This window comes from Flavobacterium sp. UBA4197 (assembly GCF_002379575.1).
In the GTDB taxonomy this organism is placed as follows: Bacteria; Bacteroidota; Bacteroidia; order Flavobacteriales; family Flavobacteriaceae; genus Flavobacterium; species Flavobacterium inviolabile.
Window position 1 is genome coordinate 117,658 of the sequence record NZ_DFUB01000009.1, and the last position, 18,947, is coordinate 136,604.

The 18,947-nt window shown below is 39.9% G+C and carries 19 protein-coding genes; 8 read left to right on the top strand and 11 right to left on the bottom strand.

Annotated elements, in window-relative coordinates; translation table 11 throughout:
• Positions 1–63: 63 nt before the first annotated feature.
• Positions 64–771: a dipeptidase PepE gene (gene pepE, locus B3394_RS05285; protein ID WP_177730051.1), complete on the bottom strand. Its 708-nt coding sequence runs from the start codon at positions 769–771 to the stop codon at positions 64–66.
• Between the two features lie 166 nt (positions 772–937).
• On the opposite strand from pepE, the gene B3394_RS05290 reads away from it, so the two are divergent.
• The 7 genes from B3394_RS05290 to B3394_RS05320 all read left to right on the top strand — a co-directional run bounded on the left by B3394_RS05290 (position 938) and on the right by B3394_RS05320 (position 7,032).
• A complete protein-coding gene (locus tag B3394_RS05290) occupies positions 938–1,684 on the top strand; it encodes a carboxypeptidase-like regulatory domain-containing protein (protein ID WP_177730050.1) in 747 nt (248 codons plus the stop codon).
• A gap of 36 nt (positions 1,685–1,720) precedes the next feature.
• Positions 1,721–2,464 (top strand): carboxypeptidase-like regulatory domain-containing protein, encoded by a 744-nt coding sequence (locus B3394_RS05295; protein WP_286913817.1) that lies wholly within the window; start codon positions 1,721–1,723, stop codon positions 2,462–2,464.
• Complete coding sequence (locus B3394_RS05300; protein WP_177730048.1) at positions 2,454–3,248, top strand: hypothetical protein; 795 nt, start codon at positions 2,454–2,456, stop codon at positions 3,246–3,248. The genes B3394_RS05295 and B3394_RS05300 overlap by 11 nt, the downstream gene beginning before the upstream one ends.
• 15 nt (positions 3,249–3,263) lie before the next feature.
• Entirely contained in the window at positions 3,264–3,767 is a 504-nt protein-coding gene (locus tag B3394_RS05305; RefSeq protein WP_286913824.1) for a DUF6702 family protein, read from the top strand.
• A gap of 23 nt (positions 3,768–3,790) precedes the next feature.
• A complete protein-coding gene (locus B3394_RS05310) occupies positions 3,791–6,061 on the top strand; it encodes a M1 family metallopeptidase (RefSeq protein WP_286913826.1) in 2,271 nt (756 codons plus the stop codon).
• A 111-nt stretch (positions 6,062–6,172) separates the two neighbouring features.
• On the top strand, positions 6,173–6,466 hold the full coding sequence (locus B3394_RS05315) for a Sec-independent protein translocase subunit TatA/TatB (protein WP_177730045.1): 294 nt from the start codon (positions 6,173–6,175) through the stop codon (positions 6,464–6,466).
• On the top strand, positions 6,466–7,032 hold the full coding sequence (locus B3394_RS05320; protein WP_286913998.1) for a phosphatase PAP2 family protein: 567 nt from the start codon (positions 6,466–6,468) through the stop codon (positions 7,030–7,032). The genes B3394_RS05315 and B3394_RS05320 overlap by 1 nt, the downstream gene beginning before the upstream one ends.
• 358 nt (positions 7,033–7,390) lie before the next feature.
• Here the strand turns inward: B3394_RS05320 and B3394_RS05325 are convergent, their stop codons facing one another.
• The 9 genes from B3394_RS05325 to B3394_RS05365 all read right to left on the bottom strand — a co-directional run bounded on the left by B3394_RS05325 (position 7,391) and on the right by B3394_RS05365 (position 16,934).
• Complete coding sequence (locus B3394_RS05325) at positions 7,391–8,068, bottom strand: ABC transporter ATP-binding protein (RefSeq protein ID WP_273245069.1); 678 nt, start codon at positions 8,066–8,068, stop codon at positions 7,391–7,393.
• A 25-nt stretch (positions 8,069–8,093) separates the two neighbouring features.
• Positions 8,094–9,335: an ABC transporter permease gene (locus B3394_RS05330; protein ID WP_286913828.1), complete on the bottom strand. Its 1,242-nt coding sequence runs from the start codon at positions 9,333–9,335 to the stop codon at positions 8,094–8,096.
• Between the two features lie 52 nt (positions 9,336–9,387).
• Complete coding sequence (locus B3394_RS05335) at positions 9,388–10,497, bottom strand: efflux RND transporter periplasmic adaptor subunit (protein ID WP_286913830.1); 1,110 nt, start codon at positions 10,495–10,497, stop codon at positions 9,388–9,390.
• Positions 10,498–10,520: 23 nt separating this feature from the next.
• The gene (locus tag B3394_RS05340; RefSeq protein WP_286913836.1) at positions 10,521–11,837 is read right to left on the bottom strand and encodes a TolC family protein; all 1,317 of its coding nucleotides are present in this window, start codon (positions 11,835–11,837) and stop codon (positions 10,521–10,523) included.
• Between the two features lie 122 nt (positions 11,838–11,959).
• Complete coding sequence (locus B3394_RS05345) at positions 11,960–12,325, bottom strand: DUF2147 domain-containing protein (RefSeq protein ID WP_286913839.1); 366 nt, start codon at positions 12,323–12,325, stop codon at positions 11,960–11,962.
• A 416-nt stretch (positions 12,326–12,741) separates the two neighbouring features.
• Positions 12,742–13,506 carry a LytR/AlgR family response regulator transcription factor gene (locus B3394_RS05350; protein ID WP_286913840.1) on the bottom strand — a complete coding sequence of 255 codons (765 nt, stop codon included), beginning with the start codon at positions 13,504–13,506 and terminating at the stop codon, positions 12,742–12,744.
• Positions 13,503–14,501: a sensor histidine kinase gene (locus B3394_RS05355; RefSeq protein WP_286913844.1), complete on the bottom strand. Its 999-nt coding sequence runs from the start codon at positions 14,499–14,501 to the stop codon at positions 13,503–13,505. The genes B3394_RS05350 and B3394_RS05355 overlap by 4 nt, the downstream gene beginning before the upstream one ends.
• Before the next feature lie 316 nt (positions 14,502–14,817).
• On the bottom strand, positions 14,818–15,519 hold the full coding sequence (locus tag B3394_RS05360) for a VIT1/CCC1 transporter family protein (RefSeq protein ID WP_273245081.1): 702 nt from the start codon (positions 15,517–15,519) through the stop codon (positions 14,818–14,820).
• A gap of 773 nt (positions 15,520–16,292) precedes the next feature.
• Positions 16,293–16,934: an O-methyltransferase gene (locus B3394_RS05365; RefSeq protein WP_177730037.1), complete on the bottom strand. Its 642-nt coding sequence runs from the start codon at positions 16,932–16,934 to the stop codon at positions 16,293–16,295.
• Between the two features lie 79 nt (positions 16,935–17,013).
• Here B3394_RS05365 and rlmN point away from each other — a divergent pair, with 79 nt between their 5' ends.
• Positions 17,014–18,057: a 23S rRNA (adenine(2503)-C(2))-methyltransferase RlmN gene (rlmN, locus tag B3394_RS05370; RefSeq protein WP_177730036.1), complete on the top strand. Its 1,044-nt coding sequence runs from the start codon at positions 17,014–17,016 to the stop codon at positions 18,055–18,057.
• A gap of 40 nt (positions 18,058–18,097) precedes the next feature.
• Here the strand turns inward: rlmN and B3394_RS05375 are convergent, their stop codons facing one another.
• Positions 18,098–18,937, bottom strand: coding sequence for a hypothetical protein (locus B3394_RS05375; protein WP_286913853.1), 840 nt, complete (start codon positions 18,935–18,937; stop codon positions 18,098–18,100).
• Between the last annotated feature and the right edge of the window lie 10 nt (positions 18,938–18,947).

Genomic DNA, 18,947 nt, shown 5'->3' on the forward strand with positions numbered 1-18,947 from the left:
AGCCTCGTCTTCCGCTCCAAAAGAAAACCCGAAACTAAGTTTCGGGTTTTTTGTTTTATAGCCTTATCGTAAATGGCTTAAATCGCTTCCTGTTGCCATTTCTTCCGGCTGCTGGTTGCGTCGGAACAAACGGGCCGTTAAGTCACCTTTTAATGTAATGGTGTCGTTGTTTACAACAAGCCAGCTTCCTTCTCTTAATCCCAGTACCGGCTGGGTATTGAAATGATGAAATTCGTTAATCCGGGTTTCGCGGGTTTCACCCATATGTGTGGAATTTACATCCGGATCCAGATAATGTGGATTGATGTTAAATGGAACAAAACCCAGTGTTTTGAAACTTGGCGGATAAACAATAGGCATGTCATTAGTGGTTCCCATTGTTAAACCGCAGATATTGCTTCCTGCCGAAGTGCCTAAATAGGGTGTGCCGTTTTTTACGGCTGTCTCAAGAGCGCCGATAACTTTGGTCTGGTATAATTGGCTTACCAGTAAAAAGGTATTGCCGCCGCCGGTAAAAATTCCTTCTGCTTTTGCTACGGCTTCGATGGGATCTTCAAATTCGTGTAGGCCTTTTACCGCTATATTGATTTTTGAAAAAGCCTCGCTTACTTTTTGGGTATAATCTTCGTGAGAAATACCGCCCGGCCTTGCGTAAGGGATGAAAAGCAGTGTTTTTACGGCTGTAAAATGCGATTGAAGCGCAGGAAGCAGGTATTCTAAATAGCTTCCGCTGTGCAGCGTTGAGGTGCTTGCAATTATTATTTTCTTCATTGTTGTGAGTTCTAATCATTCAAAGATACGTTTTATTAGAAATCGGTGCGAATTCGAAATTCGTATAATTAACATAATTTTACCAAGTTGTTGGCAATAAATTTTGAGAATAAGCCGATACTTTTACCCTGTTAACCGCTATTTATTGCATATTATAAGAATCTGAATGAAGCAACCATTACTCCTTTTTTTACTGTCCTGTTCGTCTTTAGTCTTTTCTCAGAATGAAAAGGCGCTTAAAGGAAAATTAACTGCCGGGAAAGCAGGCGAACTCGAAGGAATTACGATTGCGAATAAACAGACTAAAAAAACGGTTATGTCCGATAAGAACGGCTCTTTTACGATTCGTGGAAATGTAGGGGATACCCTGTATATTTCTGCTGTTCAATACCAGGATCAGCGGTTGGTCCTGCAGGCAATAGACTTTGAAACAATACCCTTTATAGTGCCCTTGACTGTGAAAGTCCGAGCGCTCGATGAGGTAGTGGTAGCAAAGCAGACCATTACCTCGGAAAGCCTGGGACTGGTTTCGCCGGGGCAAAAAAAATATACTACGGCGGAAAGAAGGCTGAAAACGGCCGGCGATTTTAAACCAATACAGCTGTTGGGACTTTTGGGTGGACAGCTGCCTTTTGATCCTATTTTGAATGCTATATCGGGTAAAACAACAAGGCTTAAAAAAGAGCTGGAAGTGGAAAGGCGGGAACTCCTGACTTTAAAACTGCAGTATTGGTTTAAAGAAGATTATCTGGTTGAAGAACTGAAAATTCCAAAAGAAAATATCGACGGTTTCTGGATATATACCCTGGATGATTTGCCGTTTAAAAATGCCGTGAAAAGCCAGAACAAAACCCTGGCAACGTTTTTGGTTACGGAACTGGCTGTAAAATACCTGAAAATAATCGCTGAATAAGTTGTTGCCCGCCGGATTTTTTTCCTGATACTCAATATGAAAAGAATATTTCCTTTGTTTTTGTTGCTATTTTCTGTAACTTCATGGTCGCAGAGCCAAACCGTTCTGAAAGGTAAGATCATGGCGAATTCTACCGATCTCGATGGGGTGCATGTGATTAATAAAAATACGGAAAAGGCAGTAGTAACAGAGAATGGAGGATATTTTGCCATTCATGCCCAGCCTAACGATACCCTGATAATTTCTGCCGTTCAGTTTAAAGGGAAAAAGATTAAACTGGAAGAAAAAGATTTTAAGGAAACCGTTTTTTATATCAAACTGGAAGTAATGGTGCGGCAGCTGAGTGAAGTGGTAATTAATCCTTATGGGAAAATTACTTCCGAAAGTCTGGGACTGGTTCCCAGAGGACAAAAAAAATATACTCCGGCAGAAAGAAAGCTAAAAACCGCTTCCGGTGTGGATGCCCAGCTGGGATTAAGCAGTTCGGCTTCCCTGGATCCGCTGCTTAACTGGTTTTCCGGCAGAACATTAATGCTGAAGAAAGAACTGGAAGTAGAGAAAAAAGAAGTATTCCGGAGCAGGCTGGAAGGCATGTATGAAGAAGATTATTTTGTGAATACCTTGAAAATTCCGGAAGAATATGTACAGGGATTTATTTTTTATACCGTAGAAAACGAACGATTTACAGCGGCTATAAAAGCAAAGAATAAAACATTGGCCACCTTTTTATTAAACGAATTAGCTGTGCAATACAAAAAAATAATCACCGATGAAAAATAAGCTGCTTCTGATTTTATTGTTCTGCTCCTTTTTAGGATTCTCCCAGAATACCGACAGAGAATTGCTAAGAGGGAAAATTTTTATTGACAGTCTGGATGTGGATAACATCACGGTCTTAAATACAGCAACGAAAAACAAGGCAGTGACCGACAAAGCCGGTGCTTTTCAAATTTATGCCAGGGCAAAAGATACACTGGTTTTTACCAGTCTGTCGTTTAGTCCGCTGCTCATAGTACTGGAAAAGCGGGATTTCGATCTGGAAGAACTGAAACTGAAACTACAGGTGGAAGTTAACCAGCTGAATGAAGTGATTGTAAAACGGCTTTCGGGCGATCTGGAGCGCGATACCCAGAAACTGAAAGACCGGAATGTGAAGGTTGCTGTAACCCAGAAAATGCTATTTGATACCGACTTTAAACCCGATTATCTGTCCAAGCCGGCAGAAGCTCCGTTAATTACACACCTGAGCCCGCTAACGGGAGTCGACTTTATAAAAGTGGGTGCTTTAATAGGTAAACTGTTTAAGAGTACCCGGAAAGAAGGCAAAAAAGAAACACAGTTTATTACCGATAAGATTTTTGCGGATGCCGTCAGGGAAAAGCTGTCTGATAGTTTTTTTACCAATGTCCTGAAACTTAAAAAAGAGCAGATCGGGCCATTCCTGACCTACTGTGATGCAGGCGACGCGAACAGGGCACTTTTAGCCCCTCAGAAAGAGTTTGAACTTATCGACTTTTTAATCAGTAAGAGTAATGAGTATCGTTTGTTGCAGAAAAAGAATTAATTCTATCTTTGAAGCATGATAAAAATGCTGCGATACGGACTTTTGATAGTACTTTTTACAGGACTCAGCGCTATGAGCCTGCATAAATTCTATGTTTCTATTTTCCAGATGAACTATGTCCCGGAGAAAAAGACCATGCAGATTACGGCAAGGATTTTTACAGATGATTTAGAGAAAGCGCTGGAGAAAAAAAGCAAAAAGAAAATTTACCTGGCAACGCCTAAAGAAGCCCCGGAAACAGAAGAATTACTAAAAAAATACCTGGCTGAAAAGGTGCGCATCAAAATCAACAACACCGAAAAAACAATCCGGTTTTTGGGAAGAGAAACAGAAGACGATGTGGTAATCTGTTACCTTACGGTGCCGGTATCTGAAAAAATAAACACCCTGGAAGTTTACAATACAGTGCTGACGGAAATTTTTCCGGATCAGCAAAATATAATTCATACGAGTGTTAACAGTAACAAAAAGAGTCTTTTGCTTACTAATAGTAAACCAAAAGAACTTATCGAATATTAGAACTTAATAAAGTGATTCAGATTATGAAAAAATCGACCTCTATTTTTTCAATATTGGCATTAGCAATTCCGTTAATTACTATTGCTCAGGAAACAAAAAATACAGACAAGAAACGGGAGCCGGGACATTATGACACGAATAAGTTCAGTCAGATGTACACACAAATGGCAACCCCTAATATGTTCCGAACGGCATCCGGTGCACCCGGACCGGCTTACTACCAGCAGCAGGCAGATTATAAAATGAACATTGAGCTGGATGATAAGAATACCAGGCTAAGCGGTGAAGAAACCATCACGTATTATAACAATTCTCCCGATCCGTTAACGTATTTATGGGTGCAATTGGATCAGAACGAAAAGAAACCGGATTCCAAATCCCCGTTAGTGGCCGATCAGCGAATGAACGGTGCGCTGACTCCTGACGGTTTTGCCAAGAATTTTTTACAGGAGCCTTTCCAGGGTGGTCATAACATCGAGTTTGTTAAGGATGCCAAAGGAAATCCGATGAAATACATCATCAACCAGACGATGATGCGTATTGATCTGGACAAGCCTCTTAATAAGGGAGAAAAGATCTCATTTTCCATCAAATGGTGGTACAACATTAATAACTACCGCGTTGACGGTGGTCGTTCCGGATATGAACATTTCGAAAAAGACGGGAATAATCTGTATGTAATTGCACAGTTTTACCCGAGAATGGCGGTTTATAATGATGTGGAAGGATGGCAGAACATGCAGTTTTGGGGAGAAGGGGAATTTGCATTGCCTTTCGGGAATTTTGAAGTGAATATTACAGTACCGGCCGATCATGTCATGGAAGGAACCGGTGATCTGATGAACAGAAAAGAGGTTTTAACGGAAGAACAGCTGCGCAGGTATGAACTGGCGGAGAAATCGTATGACAATCCGGTTGTAATAGTGACCCAGTCGGAGGCCGAACAGCGTTCCAAAACCTTTTCCGATAAAAAGAAAACCTGGAAATTTAAAGCGACGAACGTAAGGGATTTTGCTTTTTCGACTTCGAGAAAGTTTATCTATGATGCGATGGCTGTTAAAATAGGCGGAAAAAATGTAATGGCAATTTCCTTATATCCGCCGGAATCCAATCCGTTGTGGGAACAGTATTCGACCAGAGTGGTAGCCCATACGCTAAAAAGCTATTCCAGTTATACTTTCGATTATCCGTATCCGAAAGCCGTGTCTATCTCGGCAGAAGACCAGGGAATGGAATATCCGATGATTTGCTGGAACTACGGACGTCCGGATGAAAAAGGTTATGTGAGTGAGCGTATCAAATATGGTATGATGGGCGTTATTATCCATGAAGTAGGACACAATTTCTTTCCGATGATTGTTAATTCCGATGAGCGGCAATGGACCTGGATGGACGAAGGGTTAAATACCTTCCTGGAATATTTAACAGAACAAAGCTGGGATAAAAATTTCCCTTCGAGCAGAGGTCCGGCAGCGAAGATCGTACCGTATATGAGCGGCGACCAGAAGTTCCTGGAGCCGATTATGTCTAACTCGGAAACGATCCATCAGTTTGGCGCTAACGCCTATGCCAAACCGGCTACAGGCTTAAACATACTGCGGGAAACGATTATGGGAAGAGAATTGTTTGACCATGCTTTCAGAACGTATGCCAACCGCTGGAAATTCAAACATCCAACGCCGGAAGATTTCTTCAGAACCATGGAAGATGCCTCGGCAGTAGACCTGGATTGGTTCTGGAAAGGATGGTTTTATTCGACCGATTATGTGGATATCGGAATCAAAGAAGTAAAACAATTCTATGTTTCAGATGTGCCAACGAAAGAGATGAAAGATTTTGCAGCAAAAAGAGGACGTTTCCTTCAGGACAACGGACCGTTTGTATATATGGTTTCGGATAAGAGCGAAGACTTTAAAGCCGATATGAAAAAACCTTTTGCAATACAGGATGTGAAACCTTTAAGCGATTATGTTGATGGCTTGTCGGCAGACGAGCGAAAAGCATTAAAAGCCCCGAAATATTTCTATGAGGTAGAATTTGACAAACCGGGCGGAATGATGATGCCAATCATTGTTGAATTACAGTTTGAAGACGGAACAAAGGAGCTGCACCATTTCCCGGTTCAGATCTGGAGAAAAGGAAATCAGACAGCAAAACGTGTTTTTGCAACCGGAAAACCCGTTAAAAAAATACAGCTGGATCCGAAGCTGGAAACAGCAGATATTGACGTTAGCAACAATGTCTGGCCAAAAGAAGAAGTCAAATCCAAGTTTGATGAATTTGAAAAAAAATAAAAAAAGCACTCGTCAGAGTGCTTTTTTGTGTTAATAAAAATCAAAAACAGGGGAGTTAAACTAATCTAACTTTGTAAATTTGCTACTTTATAACTTTCAAACCGGAAAAAAATGTTTGGTATAGGAGGCGGAGAAATTTTCTTCATAATATTAGTGGTCTTGATGTTGTTTGGTTCTGATAAGGTTCCTGAAATTGCGCGTACGCTTGGAAAAGGTATGGCACAGATAAAGAATGCTACGAACGATATTAAAAACGAAATTCAGAAAAGTGCGGAAGAGAACGGTATAACGAAGGATTTGGATTTTACGAAAGACCTGGATTTTACAAGCGGCATTACAAAAGAAATTGAAAAAGCCAAAGAAGATATTGAAGATATTTCCGGACCTATCAAAAGACAAATGTAATCTTGGAGCATATAATTGAGCTGGACAAGCAACTTCTCGTTTTTTTAAATAGCCTTGGCTCCGAAAACTTTGACGGACTCTGGCTGATCATTACCAAACAACTGTACTGGACACCCATCTTCCTGTATGTGTTTTACCTGCTGCAAAAGAAACTGGGATGGAAGCACTTACTATTGGTAATCGTGTTTTTAGCTTTGCTGATCGCTTTTACAGATCAGGTTACCAATCTGGTGAAGAATAGCGTACAGCGTTTGCGTCCTTGCAATGACCCGGAAATTAAAGACACTATCAGAGCGGTAAAACCAAGCTCGTCATTTAGCTACTTTTCAGGGCATGCTGCTAACTCTATAGCGTCGACAACCTTTATTGTGTTAATCCTGAGAAAGTACTATAAATATGCCTTTTTGTTCTTCCTGTTCCCGCTGATATTTGCATACAGCAGAATTTACCTGGGACTGCATTTTCCGGGTGATATCCTTTCCGGATATATTTTCGGAATCTGTACCGGGTATTTGTTTTCAAAAGGGTATGAAGCCTATAGAAAGAAATATTTTCCGGATATTTAATATGAGATACAATATCGTAAATCAAACTTCAAATTTAAGGGGCAATTAGCAAGGGGTAAAAGGCAAGCCTTGTATTGTGGAAGCTGATAGCTGTAAATTATATTTATGATATAAGATATAAGAAGTATGAAGTACGCCTATCGTATATCAAACTTCAAACCTCAAATTTAAGGGGTAATTAGCAAGGAGTAAAAGGCAAGCCTTGATTGCGGAAGCTGGTTGCTGTAAATTATATGTATGATATAAGATATATGAAGTATGGATGTCGTATATCAAACTTCAAACTTGAACTTTAAGGGGCAATTAGCAAGGGGTAAAAGGCAAATCTTGATTGCGGAAGCTGGTTGCTGTAAATTAGTTATAACGGCATTATTTTTCCATCTACCATTTCAATAATTCGATCACAGTTGGCAGCAAATTCCTCATCGTGGGTGACGGCTATAATTGTCTGTCCTCGCTCTTTTGCCAATTGTCGGAAGATATCAAAAACAATCGCTGTATTTTTTGAATCCAGATTGCCGGTAGGCTCATCGCCCATAATGATAGCCGGTTCATTGATCAACGCTCTGGCGATAGCCACTCTTTGTTGCTGACCACCGGATATTTTAGAAGCTTTCTTTGTTTCGTGTCCTTTGACATCTAATAGGGTTAGTAGTTCCATTGCCTTTGCTTCTATTTCTTCCTTTGATTTTTTTCCGAGCTTCAATGCCGGTAACATTACATTGTCCAGTACAGAGAACTCCGGTAGCAGATAATGAAACTGGAACACAAAACCGATATGTTCGTTTCTGAACCTTGAGAGTTGATTTTGTGTAAGCCCCGTTACTGTTGTTCCATTAATAGCAATGTTGCCTTCATAATCGGTATCCATTGTGGAAAGCAGGTAAAGCAGGGTGGATTTACCAGAACCGGATTTTCCAACAATGGCAACAAACTCACCCCGGTCTATTTCAAAACTCACGTCCTTTAATACCTGAAATGTTTCAGGTTCGTGAAAATATTTGTTTATTCCTTTTGCTGACAAAGCTATATTCATTTCCTTAAGATATTGGTGTTAAGCATTAGCCTCTGAGTATTTCCACAGGATCTACTTTCGAAGCTTTTTTGGCAGGGATATATCCTGCGATAAATGTAATGATCATCCCAAAGACCATCGCCATTATATAATCAATCGGACGATAAGAAACCGGTAGTGTATCAAATGACGCTATGCTGAAAGGGATGTGGTCAACAATGGAAGCAATACTAAACCCTAATAACAAACCAACAAAGCCTCCTATAAAACCGATAACAATGGATTGCATCAGGAAAATCCGCACAATGTCTTTGCCATCGAACCCTATGGCTTTTAGTATTGCTATTTCACGCATTTTCTCGTTGACGGTCATACTCATAATATTATAAATTCCAAAACCGGCTACGATTAATATGGTGAGTGAAACAGTAATTGCCATGGTATCCCGCAGAATATTGGCTGATTCCAATTGTCCGTTACCTTCCTGCCAGGCTTCCGTTTTATAACTGATATAAGGACGAAGCGTATTGGCAACAATTTGTGCATCATTGTAATTCTTTATATTGGCTAATACTTCTGTTGCGTAACTTTTATTCTTTGACAACAACTGCCTTGCGGTATTGATGGATATCATTGCCCGGCTTTTATCTACATTGCCCGAGCCGGTCTGTATCAGGCCAATCACTTTAAGTATTTTGTTAACTCCGTCCGGTGTTGAAAGCATAACATTGTCTCCTACCGCTGCATTAAGCTTTTCTGCCAACCCGGTTCCCAATACTACAGCATCAGAACGTCTGCCCAGTTCGTACAAATCCCCCTCAGTCATATACTGTACACTATTGAACATCTGAATTTCATTAGTTACATCTATACCCGAAAGGGTACTGCTTATTTTGGTTACCCCATTTCTGAAAAACACATTCTGGTTCACCTGTTCGGTAACAGCAACAATTTCCATGTTTTTTTGCAGTAACTGTTTTACCTCATCCGCATTTCTTATTCCTTCAGTATAATTGATGTGTTTTACATTACTTACATTACGGATGGTGTCATTGCTGCTATTCAATAGAAAAGCTTTTGAAGGAGATCCCCCCAGATCATTATACACCTTTATATGGGCCATTGACGTAAACGTAATTTCAGTTTGTGCGCTGTTTACACCGTTCATGAAACTATTCATAAAAATGTACATTGAAATACCAAATGTGACGCTTAGTACTGCAACAATCAGCTGTCTTACTTTTGAGGTAAGATGCACCCAGGATATTTTTGTATTTACGCTCATCATTTCTTTTCTTTTTAATAAGCTTTCGCTACGGTTAGCCAAGTATCCGTACCCTTTATTTTGTCTTTTTTTCCTTAGGTAAAAGAATAATATCCTGTTCGGTTAGCCCTGATTTTACCTCTACCCAACTTCCTAAATTTTGCCCGGTTTTGATGGCTCTTTCTGTTCCGTCCTTTAGCTCTACAAAACGACCTCTCACCAGAGCTGATGATGGAATGACCAAAACATTTCTGATAGTTGCCTGATTAATATTTGCCTGCAACTGTGTTCCCGAGAGCAGCAGTTTCGGTGGATTCACAAATACAGCTTCTGCAATATAGGATTGCTCTGTCTGGTTGAATTCAGGAAGTATTCTGATAATGGAAGCCGTGAACGTGGTGTCCGGGTAATTATTCATTTGCACGATGACCTGCTGCCCGATACTGATCTTGGTAATATCATCTTCTGCAACAAAGAGTTTCAGGATGTGTTTACCGCTACCAATCTTGGCGATCACCTCGCCTTTACCTACCAATTCCCCTTTCTTTTTAAAAACATCTAATACAATACCCGGTTTATCTGCTTTGACCACATACTCGCTTAACATCGCCTGTTGTGTTTTGACCTGTTGCAAACCTCTGTTAGCATTTAATCGAAGAGCATTCTGTATCTGAATATAATTCTTCTCCAATATCTGAAGGTTAGCTTGCGAAGTTTTGTATTGTAGTTCGGCCTTTTCAAGATCAAGCGGTGACACTGAATTTTTCTTTCTTAAAGCTGCATAACGCTCGTAATTCAGTTTGTCCTGATTAAGCTGCTTTCTGGCGATATCGATCTGTGACTGAATCTGTAATAACTGTGGTGCATCCGGAGTTGCATTTTGCAGGGCATCATTGTATGCAATCTGTGCATCCCGCAATTGCGCATCCTGTACGTCGCTTTTTATGCGCACCAGTATCTGGTCTGCCGTCACATTATCCCCTTCATGAATATTCAGCTCCCTAATAATCCCATCCGCCGTACTCGCAATAACGTATTCATTTTCCTGTTCCAGGTGTCCACTCGCAAATACAGCTTGTTGCAGGCTTTTTCTTAAAGGATGCATTTCCTCTTGCTTGTTACATGCCGTAAAGCTGAGGCATATTAACAGCAACGGTATAATGGTTATGATGCTATTTGCTTTCATTGTTTATGGTTAAAAATTTAAAGTTAGAACAGCTTTCGGATGTAAAGCGTATAATAATTGATGTAATAATTACTGAGATTTTGCATATACTGGTTTTGCTCCTGAAGTAAATCCTTGAATTTATCCAACCGTTCATCCAGCCCGATAATGCCACTTTCGTACCTGTTTTTTGAATGGTTGTCATTCCTGTATTGGAGTCTCAGAATTTCCTCCTGCTTCTTTAAATCTTCAGTACTCTGCCTGAATTGGATCTTAAGGTTGTCGTCTTCCTTTTGGGCTGTAAGTTTCTTGTTGTCCAGCACTTGCTGCTGCTGACGATATTGTATCCGGGATTGAACAACTTTTTCTCTTGTGGACAGACCATTGAAAACAGGAATATCCAGTTTGACATTCCAGAATTGTTGGGGTAGATTATTAGCGCTGGAAAGGTCAAACATTTTATCCATGGCCCAATTCCGGTTGAATTGGTAGCCTATTGTAAATGTAGGATATTGCATTGATCTTGCTCCTTCCAGCTGCCGTCTGTTCAGTTCCAATTGGGCTTGCTCTATCTGTACATCCGGAGCGACAGTACTAATAACTTCTTCCTGCTCTAAACCGGGCTGAACTGCAGAAAGCTCATCCGTCAGAATAAGACTATCTGTAGAATTCAATTGGGACTGCAATTGATTATACAATTGCCCTAAAGAGGAAGAAAGACTGCTAACCTGCTGTTCCGTCTGCATTTGCTGGATTTTGCTGCGATTAAGGTTTTCTTCAGTAAAGATTCCCGCCTCATATTTATCTTCTGCAATTTTATAGATACTGTCTGATGCTGTAATATTGCTTTCGCATATTTTTATATACTTCTTGGTAAGCAAAATAGAATAGTAGGTTTGCGCAAGCTGGTTATACGCCTGGTATCTTGCCTTGACGGTATTGGCCTCATTTAGCTTTTGTGTCGCTTCCGTCGTTTTTATAGCAAACCACTTTTGAAAGTTGACGATATCCCAGCTTGCCTGCACGCCTGTGCTGTACATGTATTTTTTGCCGAAAGTGTACTCTTTGAAAGTCCCCGCAGGAGCACCCGGGTTAAACAGGTTTGCAGGAACCAGCGTAGGCTGGAGGATGATGTTGTCATTAAACCCGGCAAAACCATTAACCGATGGTAGTAAAGCCGCTTTCGTTGCCCTGTACTTTGATTCTGCAATTTTTTCCTGGTGCATAGCACTCTGTATGCTGATTGCATTTCGATCAGCATAGTCCAATACTTCCTTTAATGTAGAAAATCGTAACTGTGCCTGGGTGTTAAGGCCACCGGCACAGATCAAAAGGATTATAATGAGTAATTTGGATTTCATCGCTATTCCGTTACGCTATTTTTGCTTTAAATATAAAAATGAAGAATTGAGGGTAATTTTGGACACGGTAAAAACCGAAAAAGAATGGTAAAGCCTTCGTTTAAAGGTTTTTTTGTTTTCTTCTATTTTATTCTTGTCCATATTTGCGATTTGTTTATGAATCCAACCTTTACCGTCAATTCAATTGAACCATCGTTTTTTATCCTGAGCCTGCAAGGATAGCTTTTGCCTTTTTTAGGGAAATTGACCTTTCCGTTGTATATGCCATTGCTATAGATAATATCGGTAATCTGATTTTTACCAACGATGCTCTCGTCCGGAGCTTTCCTGATTATGGCATTATAACTGTTACCAGTGTTTACAAATTCCACAACGCGGGTTTTGTCTTCATTTGTCCATTTTCCCAAAACAGCATCCCGACTGTTTTGTGTCTGTTTAGGAACAAAAAATGTGGTAATAATAAAGACTGCCAGATAGAAAGTTTTCATTGCTTCCTCATTTAAAATATGATGCAATTTGGGTATTCTATTATGTTTCTTAAAGCGGTTATTGGTCAAAGCAGGCAAACAGCTCTTTGAGGCAGGCATTACAGGTAAAAAAATACCATCGTACTTACTTTAGAACTGCATTTTCCGGGAAGTGTTAATGGTTATTCTATTTGTAGTAATAGGCAATAAATCAGTGTGTTATTCTTGTATATGTCAATTCTGGTTGGCTGCATTGATGTCCACGATAGTACTGTAGGGAGAGCAGTAGTGGTGAAAAGGTTGTCTTCTTTATTTTTTGATAATTTTAAAAATGAACGATGGTTATGTTAAGACGAAAAAAAAGCCAATTGAACGATTACAGGCTATACCGGGTGTTTGTTAATTTATCCATTAAAATGAGCAGTTAACATAATGTTTTAAGCTCCCTCCAGCCAATGTAAAAATTCAGCTGCTTTAGCTTTGCTTACGACGATGTCTTCCGGGGTTTTTACCGTTAGCTTGATGACCAGTTTCCGGGCAAAGAACCTTTCAGCATTTGCAACGGCGGCCCTGTTAATCAGAAACTGGCGGTTGGCCCTGAAAAATACTGTCGGGTCCAGCACTTTGTTAAGTTCCTCAAGCTTTCCGGAAAGATAATATCGCTGACCATTTAGGGTTGTAATGTTCACTATTGTTTTATCCAGATAAAAGAACGCAATATCTTTTACCTGTACAGGTATTATTTTTTCCTTTTGATATACTAACAGGGCTGTTTTGTACTGATGCTTAATCTGTTGAAGTAAACCTGTTAGTTTTTGCCTTTCCTGCAGGGTTTCAAAGGCTGATTTCAGTGAATAGAATTTATCCAATGCTCTTTCAACCTGATTGCGGGTAATGGGCTTTAACAGGTAACTAACCGCATTGGTATCAAAGGCATTTATCAAATACTCATCAAAAGCTGTACAAAAGATAACGGGACTTTTAATGTCAATCTGGTTGTAAATGTCAAAACATAATCCGTCGGCCAGCTGAATATCCGAAAAGATCAGGTCAGGCTGTTCATTTTCGGCAAACCAATTGAGTGCCTGCTCTATGGAATCCAATGTGGCTAAGATTTGTATGTCGCGGTCTATATGGCCTATCATATTGGCAAGTTCTCTTGCTGATTTGGCTTCGTCTTCGATAATTAACACGTTAATCATATAAGTGGTAATTTTATGGTAAACACTGTATCTTTCTTTTCTATTCCGATTTCCTTACCAAAGAGAAGGTGATAGCGTTGCATCACATTGGCCAGCCCGATACCAGTGGTATGTTGTACGGATGTCTTGGGTTGCAGGTTATTGGTTACTTCCAGCAAATCATTACCGGTATTTTTTATAGCAATCCTCAGTTTTCTTGTTGGTGAAGCAATATTGTGTTTAATAGCATTTTCAACCAGAAGCTGGAGCGTGAGCGGTGGTATTTTCTTATTAAAGACCTGCTCATCTACATTAATAGCTATCTCAATAGCATCTTCCAGCCGCATTTTAATGATATAAAGATAAGAGTCTATAAAATTAAGCTCCTGTTCTATGGTAGCGGTATCAATATTCTTATACCGGAGTACATAACGGTACACATTTGCCAACTCAGAAACATATTCTTTTACACTTTGTTCCTGTGTGAGGGTACTGAGTGTATTGAGTGTATTGAAAAGGAAGTGCGGACTCAGCTGCTCTTTCAATGAGGATATGTTAGCTGCCAGTTGTGCCTGTTTAAGTGCCGCGATCTCAAGCATATTCCGCTGCTTTTCTGAGAGTATATGGAGGTAGTAAATAATGAAATAAAATAACCCGCTGATTACTATTCCCCGTAACAGCAATATATATAATCGTTTGCCTCCTTCAGCATCGGGTAATAATAAAGGGTTATCACTTACCAGGGAGAAAATCATATCCAGTAAAAAAACAAAACTACTGACGACGACAATGGAAAAGGCAGCAATTACCCCATTATTGATATTAAATTGTTTTGATTTACTTAATATAAACTGGTGCGCTAACCAGCAGAAAATACAAAAAGTAAAATTATAACCAACGCTTATTATAATAGGATGAAATTGAAACTTTTCCATACGAATCACTCTGGGGAGTGCTGCAATGAGCGACACACCCAATGATACGATCAGGCCGGGAATCCAGTTTTGTTTTTTCACAATAACAAATATAAAGCTTAGTATGCTAATAATACTGCAGGCAAACCGTAGAGCAGGCAAAAACGCATATAAAGCAGACATCTCGCGGCTTATATCTTACGTGCCTCAATAACGGTTACATTCTTTCAGTATTGATGTTGTATGCATAATAAAGCGTCCGTTTAATCCGGGAATATATAACCACCGAAAGCGGGCAGTGACCATTGTTGCCGAATTGCCAACCTCAAAGCTTTCTATCTAATTTTTACAAATAGAGTTGTAGGGGGGATTGTCGGTAAATGCCAATGTACTCCGTCTATATGATTGCATTTTTAAATTAAACAGTTACACCAAAGAGATAGCCTGCAAATGCGGAAAGTCCCATTGCAATTGTTCCCCAAATGGTGATTCTTATCATAGCTTTTAAGGGACTTGAGCCACCTGTTTTTGCAGCGGTAATCCCTAAAATTATAAGAAAAATGATAGTAAATCCATATAGCCAGTATTCCATGCCTTTTACCGGTGCAAAAAGAATTACTAATAAAGGTAATAGACCGCCACCTGTAAAAGCTGCCCCTGATGCTAATGCTGCCTGTATGGGTTTTGCCTTACTGATTTCGTTAATACCCAGTTCGTCTCTGATATGTGTCCCTAACGCATCTGCTTCTGTTAACTCTATTGCGACCTGCATCGCTGTTTCTTTCTTTAAGCCTCTTCTTTCATAAATTTGAGACAATAGCTTCAACTCTTCTTCCGGCATCTCTTTAAGCTCTTTTCTCTCTCTTTCAATGTCACCTTTCTCAATATCAGTTTGAGAACTAACAGAAACATATTCACCTGCCGCCATTGACAATGCACCCGCTACAAGCCCGGCGACTGTTGCCAGAACAATTGGTTCCCTTGCTGTACTTGCTGCTGCAACACCAATTGCAAGGCTGGAAATGGAAATAATTCCGTCATTTGCTCCAAGAACAGCTGCCCGTAACCAGTTACTTTTGTGGATGTAATGGTTGTCTAAATAGTTATCTATAGTGATCATGGTATCAGGTTTAGTATATTAAAAGTACTCATTTTAATGATACCCCCTAATTAAAAACAAGAGGTAAAAGGCAAGTTTTGATTGCGGAGGCTGATTGCTGTAGATTATATAAGATATATGAATGTCGTATATTGAACTTCAAACTTCGTATATTAACTTTAAGGGGCAATTGGCAAGAGGTAAAAGGCAAGTTTTGTATTGCGGAAGCTGATTGCTGTAAATTATATATATGATATAAGAAGTATGAATATCGTAAATCAAACTTCAAACTTCGTATATTAACTTTAAGGGGCAATTGGCAAGAGGTAAAAGGCAAGTCTTGTATTACGGAAGCTGATTACTGTAAATTATATAAGATATAAGGAGTATGAGGTGTGAAGGGATATCGTAAATCAAACTTCAAACCTCGTATATCGACATTAAGGGGCAATTAGCAAGAGGTAAAAGGCAAGTCTTGATTGCGGAAGCTGATTGCTGTAAATTATATAAGATATAAGAAGTATGAGGTGTGAAATATCGTATATCAAACTTCAAACTTCGTATATTAACTTTAAGAGGCAATTAGCAAGAGGTAAAAGGCAAGTTTTGATTGTGGAAACAGATTACTGTAAATTATATATATGATATATGAAGTATGAGGTGTGAAGTAATACATCGTAAATCAAATTTCAAACCTCATATATCAAACCTTATAATTGCCTTTTGCTATTTGCCAATTGTTTTTTCGCCAATTGCTAATTGCTTTTTCGCCAATTGCCAATTGCTTCTTGTTCTTATAAAACGCGGCTCACCGTCAGTCCGTCGCGTATGGGTAATAAAACCGTTTCTACACGCGGATCGTCTTTCAGGAGCTTGTTGTAGTCCAGTAATATCTTTGTGCTTTTGTCGTTTGCTTTTAAAGGCTCCAGTACTTTTCCGGACCATAAAACGTTATCAGATAAAATAATACCGCCTTTATGCATTAACGGAACGATCATTTCAAAATAATGAATGTAGTTTTCCTTATCGGCATCGATAAATACCAAATCAAATTTTTTATTTAAGGTTGGGATGATTTCCAGAGCATTGCCTAAGTGCTGGTGTATCTGGTCTTTCCATTCCGACTGGTCAAAGTATTTTCGCTGGAAATCGTAGAGTTCCTCGTTAATGTCAATAGTATCCAGAGTACCGTTTTCCTGTAAACCTTCCGCCAGGCATAATGCCGCATAACCGGTATAGGTTCCGATCTCCAGTATGGCATTGGGACGGATCAGTTTGGAAAGCATGCTCAGGACACGCCCTTGTAAATGACCGCTTAACATGCGGGGCTGTAATATTTTCTGATGGGTTTCTTTATTTAATGCCGCTAATAATGCCGGTTCATTTTCCGAATGCAGGGCTACATAATCTTCTAAAGTTTCCGATATAAAATGCATAAGCTTAAATTTTTTACAAAATTACAAATTACCAAACGCATAAATTACCAAATACATAAATAGTTACTAACTTTGCGCCATGCAAACGGAGAAGAAAGACATAAGAGCTTTAAGTAAAGAGCAGTTACGTGATTTTTTTGTTGCCAATGGTGACAAAGCCTTTAGAGGGAATCAGGTATATGAATGGTTGTGGAGTAAAGGCGCTCACAAATTTGATGACATGACAAATGTGGCTAAACCCACAAGACAAATGCTGGAGGAGAATTTTGTGATCAATCACATCAAAGTAGATCAGATGCAGCGCAGTTCGGATGGAACGGTTAAAAATGCCGTGCGTTTGCATGACGGACTAATTGTGGAAAGCGTGTTGATTCCAACCGAAACCAGAACAACGGCCTGCGTGTCCAGTCAGGTTGGCTGTAGTCTGGACTGTAACTTCTGTGCAACAGCACGGTTGAAACGGATGCGTAACCTGAATCCGGATGAAATATACGATCAGGTTGTGGCTATTGATAATGAAAGCAAACTGTATTACAACAGACCGCTGTCTAATATTGTATTCATGGGAATGGGCGAACCGCTGATGAACTACAATAACGTGATAAAAGCGATTGAAAAAATCACGGCACCGGAAGGTCTGGGAATGTCGCCGAAAAGGATTACCGTTTCGACTTCCGGAATTCCGAAGATGATTAAAAAACTGGCAGACGATGAGGTGAAATTCAAACTCGCCGTTTCGCTGCACTCGGCTATCGATGAGATCCGCTCCGGAATCATGCCGTTTTCGGAAAACTTCCCGTTAAAGGACCTGAGAGAAAGCCTGGAATACTGGTATTCCAAAACCAAAAGCAGGGTGACCTACGAATATGTGGTCTGGAAAGGAATCAACGACGATAAAAAATCGATTGATGCGTTGGTGAAATTCTGTAAATACGTTCCGTGTAAAGTAAACCTGATTGAATATAACCCGATTGATGACGGGGAGTTTCAACAGGCTGCTCCGCAGGCTATAGAAAATTATATCACGGCTCTGGAACGAAATGATATTGTGGCCAAAGTGCGCCGAAGCAGAGGAAAAGACATTGATGCGGCTTGTGGCCAGCTGGCAAATAAAGAAGCTTAAAAAAATAAAAAAAGCCCCGGATCCGGGGCTTTTTCAATGGTTAAAAACCATCTAGGGTAATAATCGAAGTTTCGCCGTTAATAGTCATGGTGGCCTGGTTGTCGCAAGTTCCGTCACCATAATCAATAGTTGCCGTATTGGCATTTCTGGTAATTGTAATCACTCCCGCCACGATATAGGCACAATCCCTTTTTATTTTCAGAGGTGTTGTTATCGTAGTGCTGTTTACATTTCCGTTAGGGAAAGTAGTACTCCAGCTTCCTGTGATTAAAAAGACATCATCGCTGATGCCGGGAGTATCATGACCTTCACTCCATTCTTTGGTACGGGTACCGGTTCTGTGGTATACGTCCCCGTTCGGATACGTGATTGTCATGTCTAATGACATGCTTGTTTCCGGATTACCGTTGGCATTCGCGTGAGTACGCGTCATGGTGCGGTTGCCGGTAATGGCAATATCATTGTAATAAAAATTCTCGAAAGTATACGTTATCGTATGCGACATTGTTTCAAAATCATTTGTAAAACTAATAATGATTTTTCCTTTTAAAGTAGCGCCCATAAAAGAACAGCCCTCTGTTCCAAAATCAATACTCACATTCCAGGTATTGTCAATAATTGCCGAAGTCGTAACAACACATCCGGGTAACATTTGTGCCGTATTGGTCATTTTACCGGAACCATTTTGCGGTAGGATATAACCGTTTTCTACTACTGTAGCAACATCATCCACCATTTTGTCAATCTTTGCATCCGTTCTAAACTCCTCCTTTGTAATTGGAGTTGAAGACGTAGCACCTGAACCATCACTGTCTTTGTCACAGCTTCCTGTAAAAACTAAAGCTAAAAACAGTCCTAGAAAAAACAGACTTTTTTTCATATATAATTGA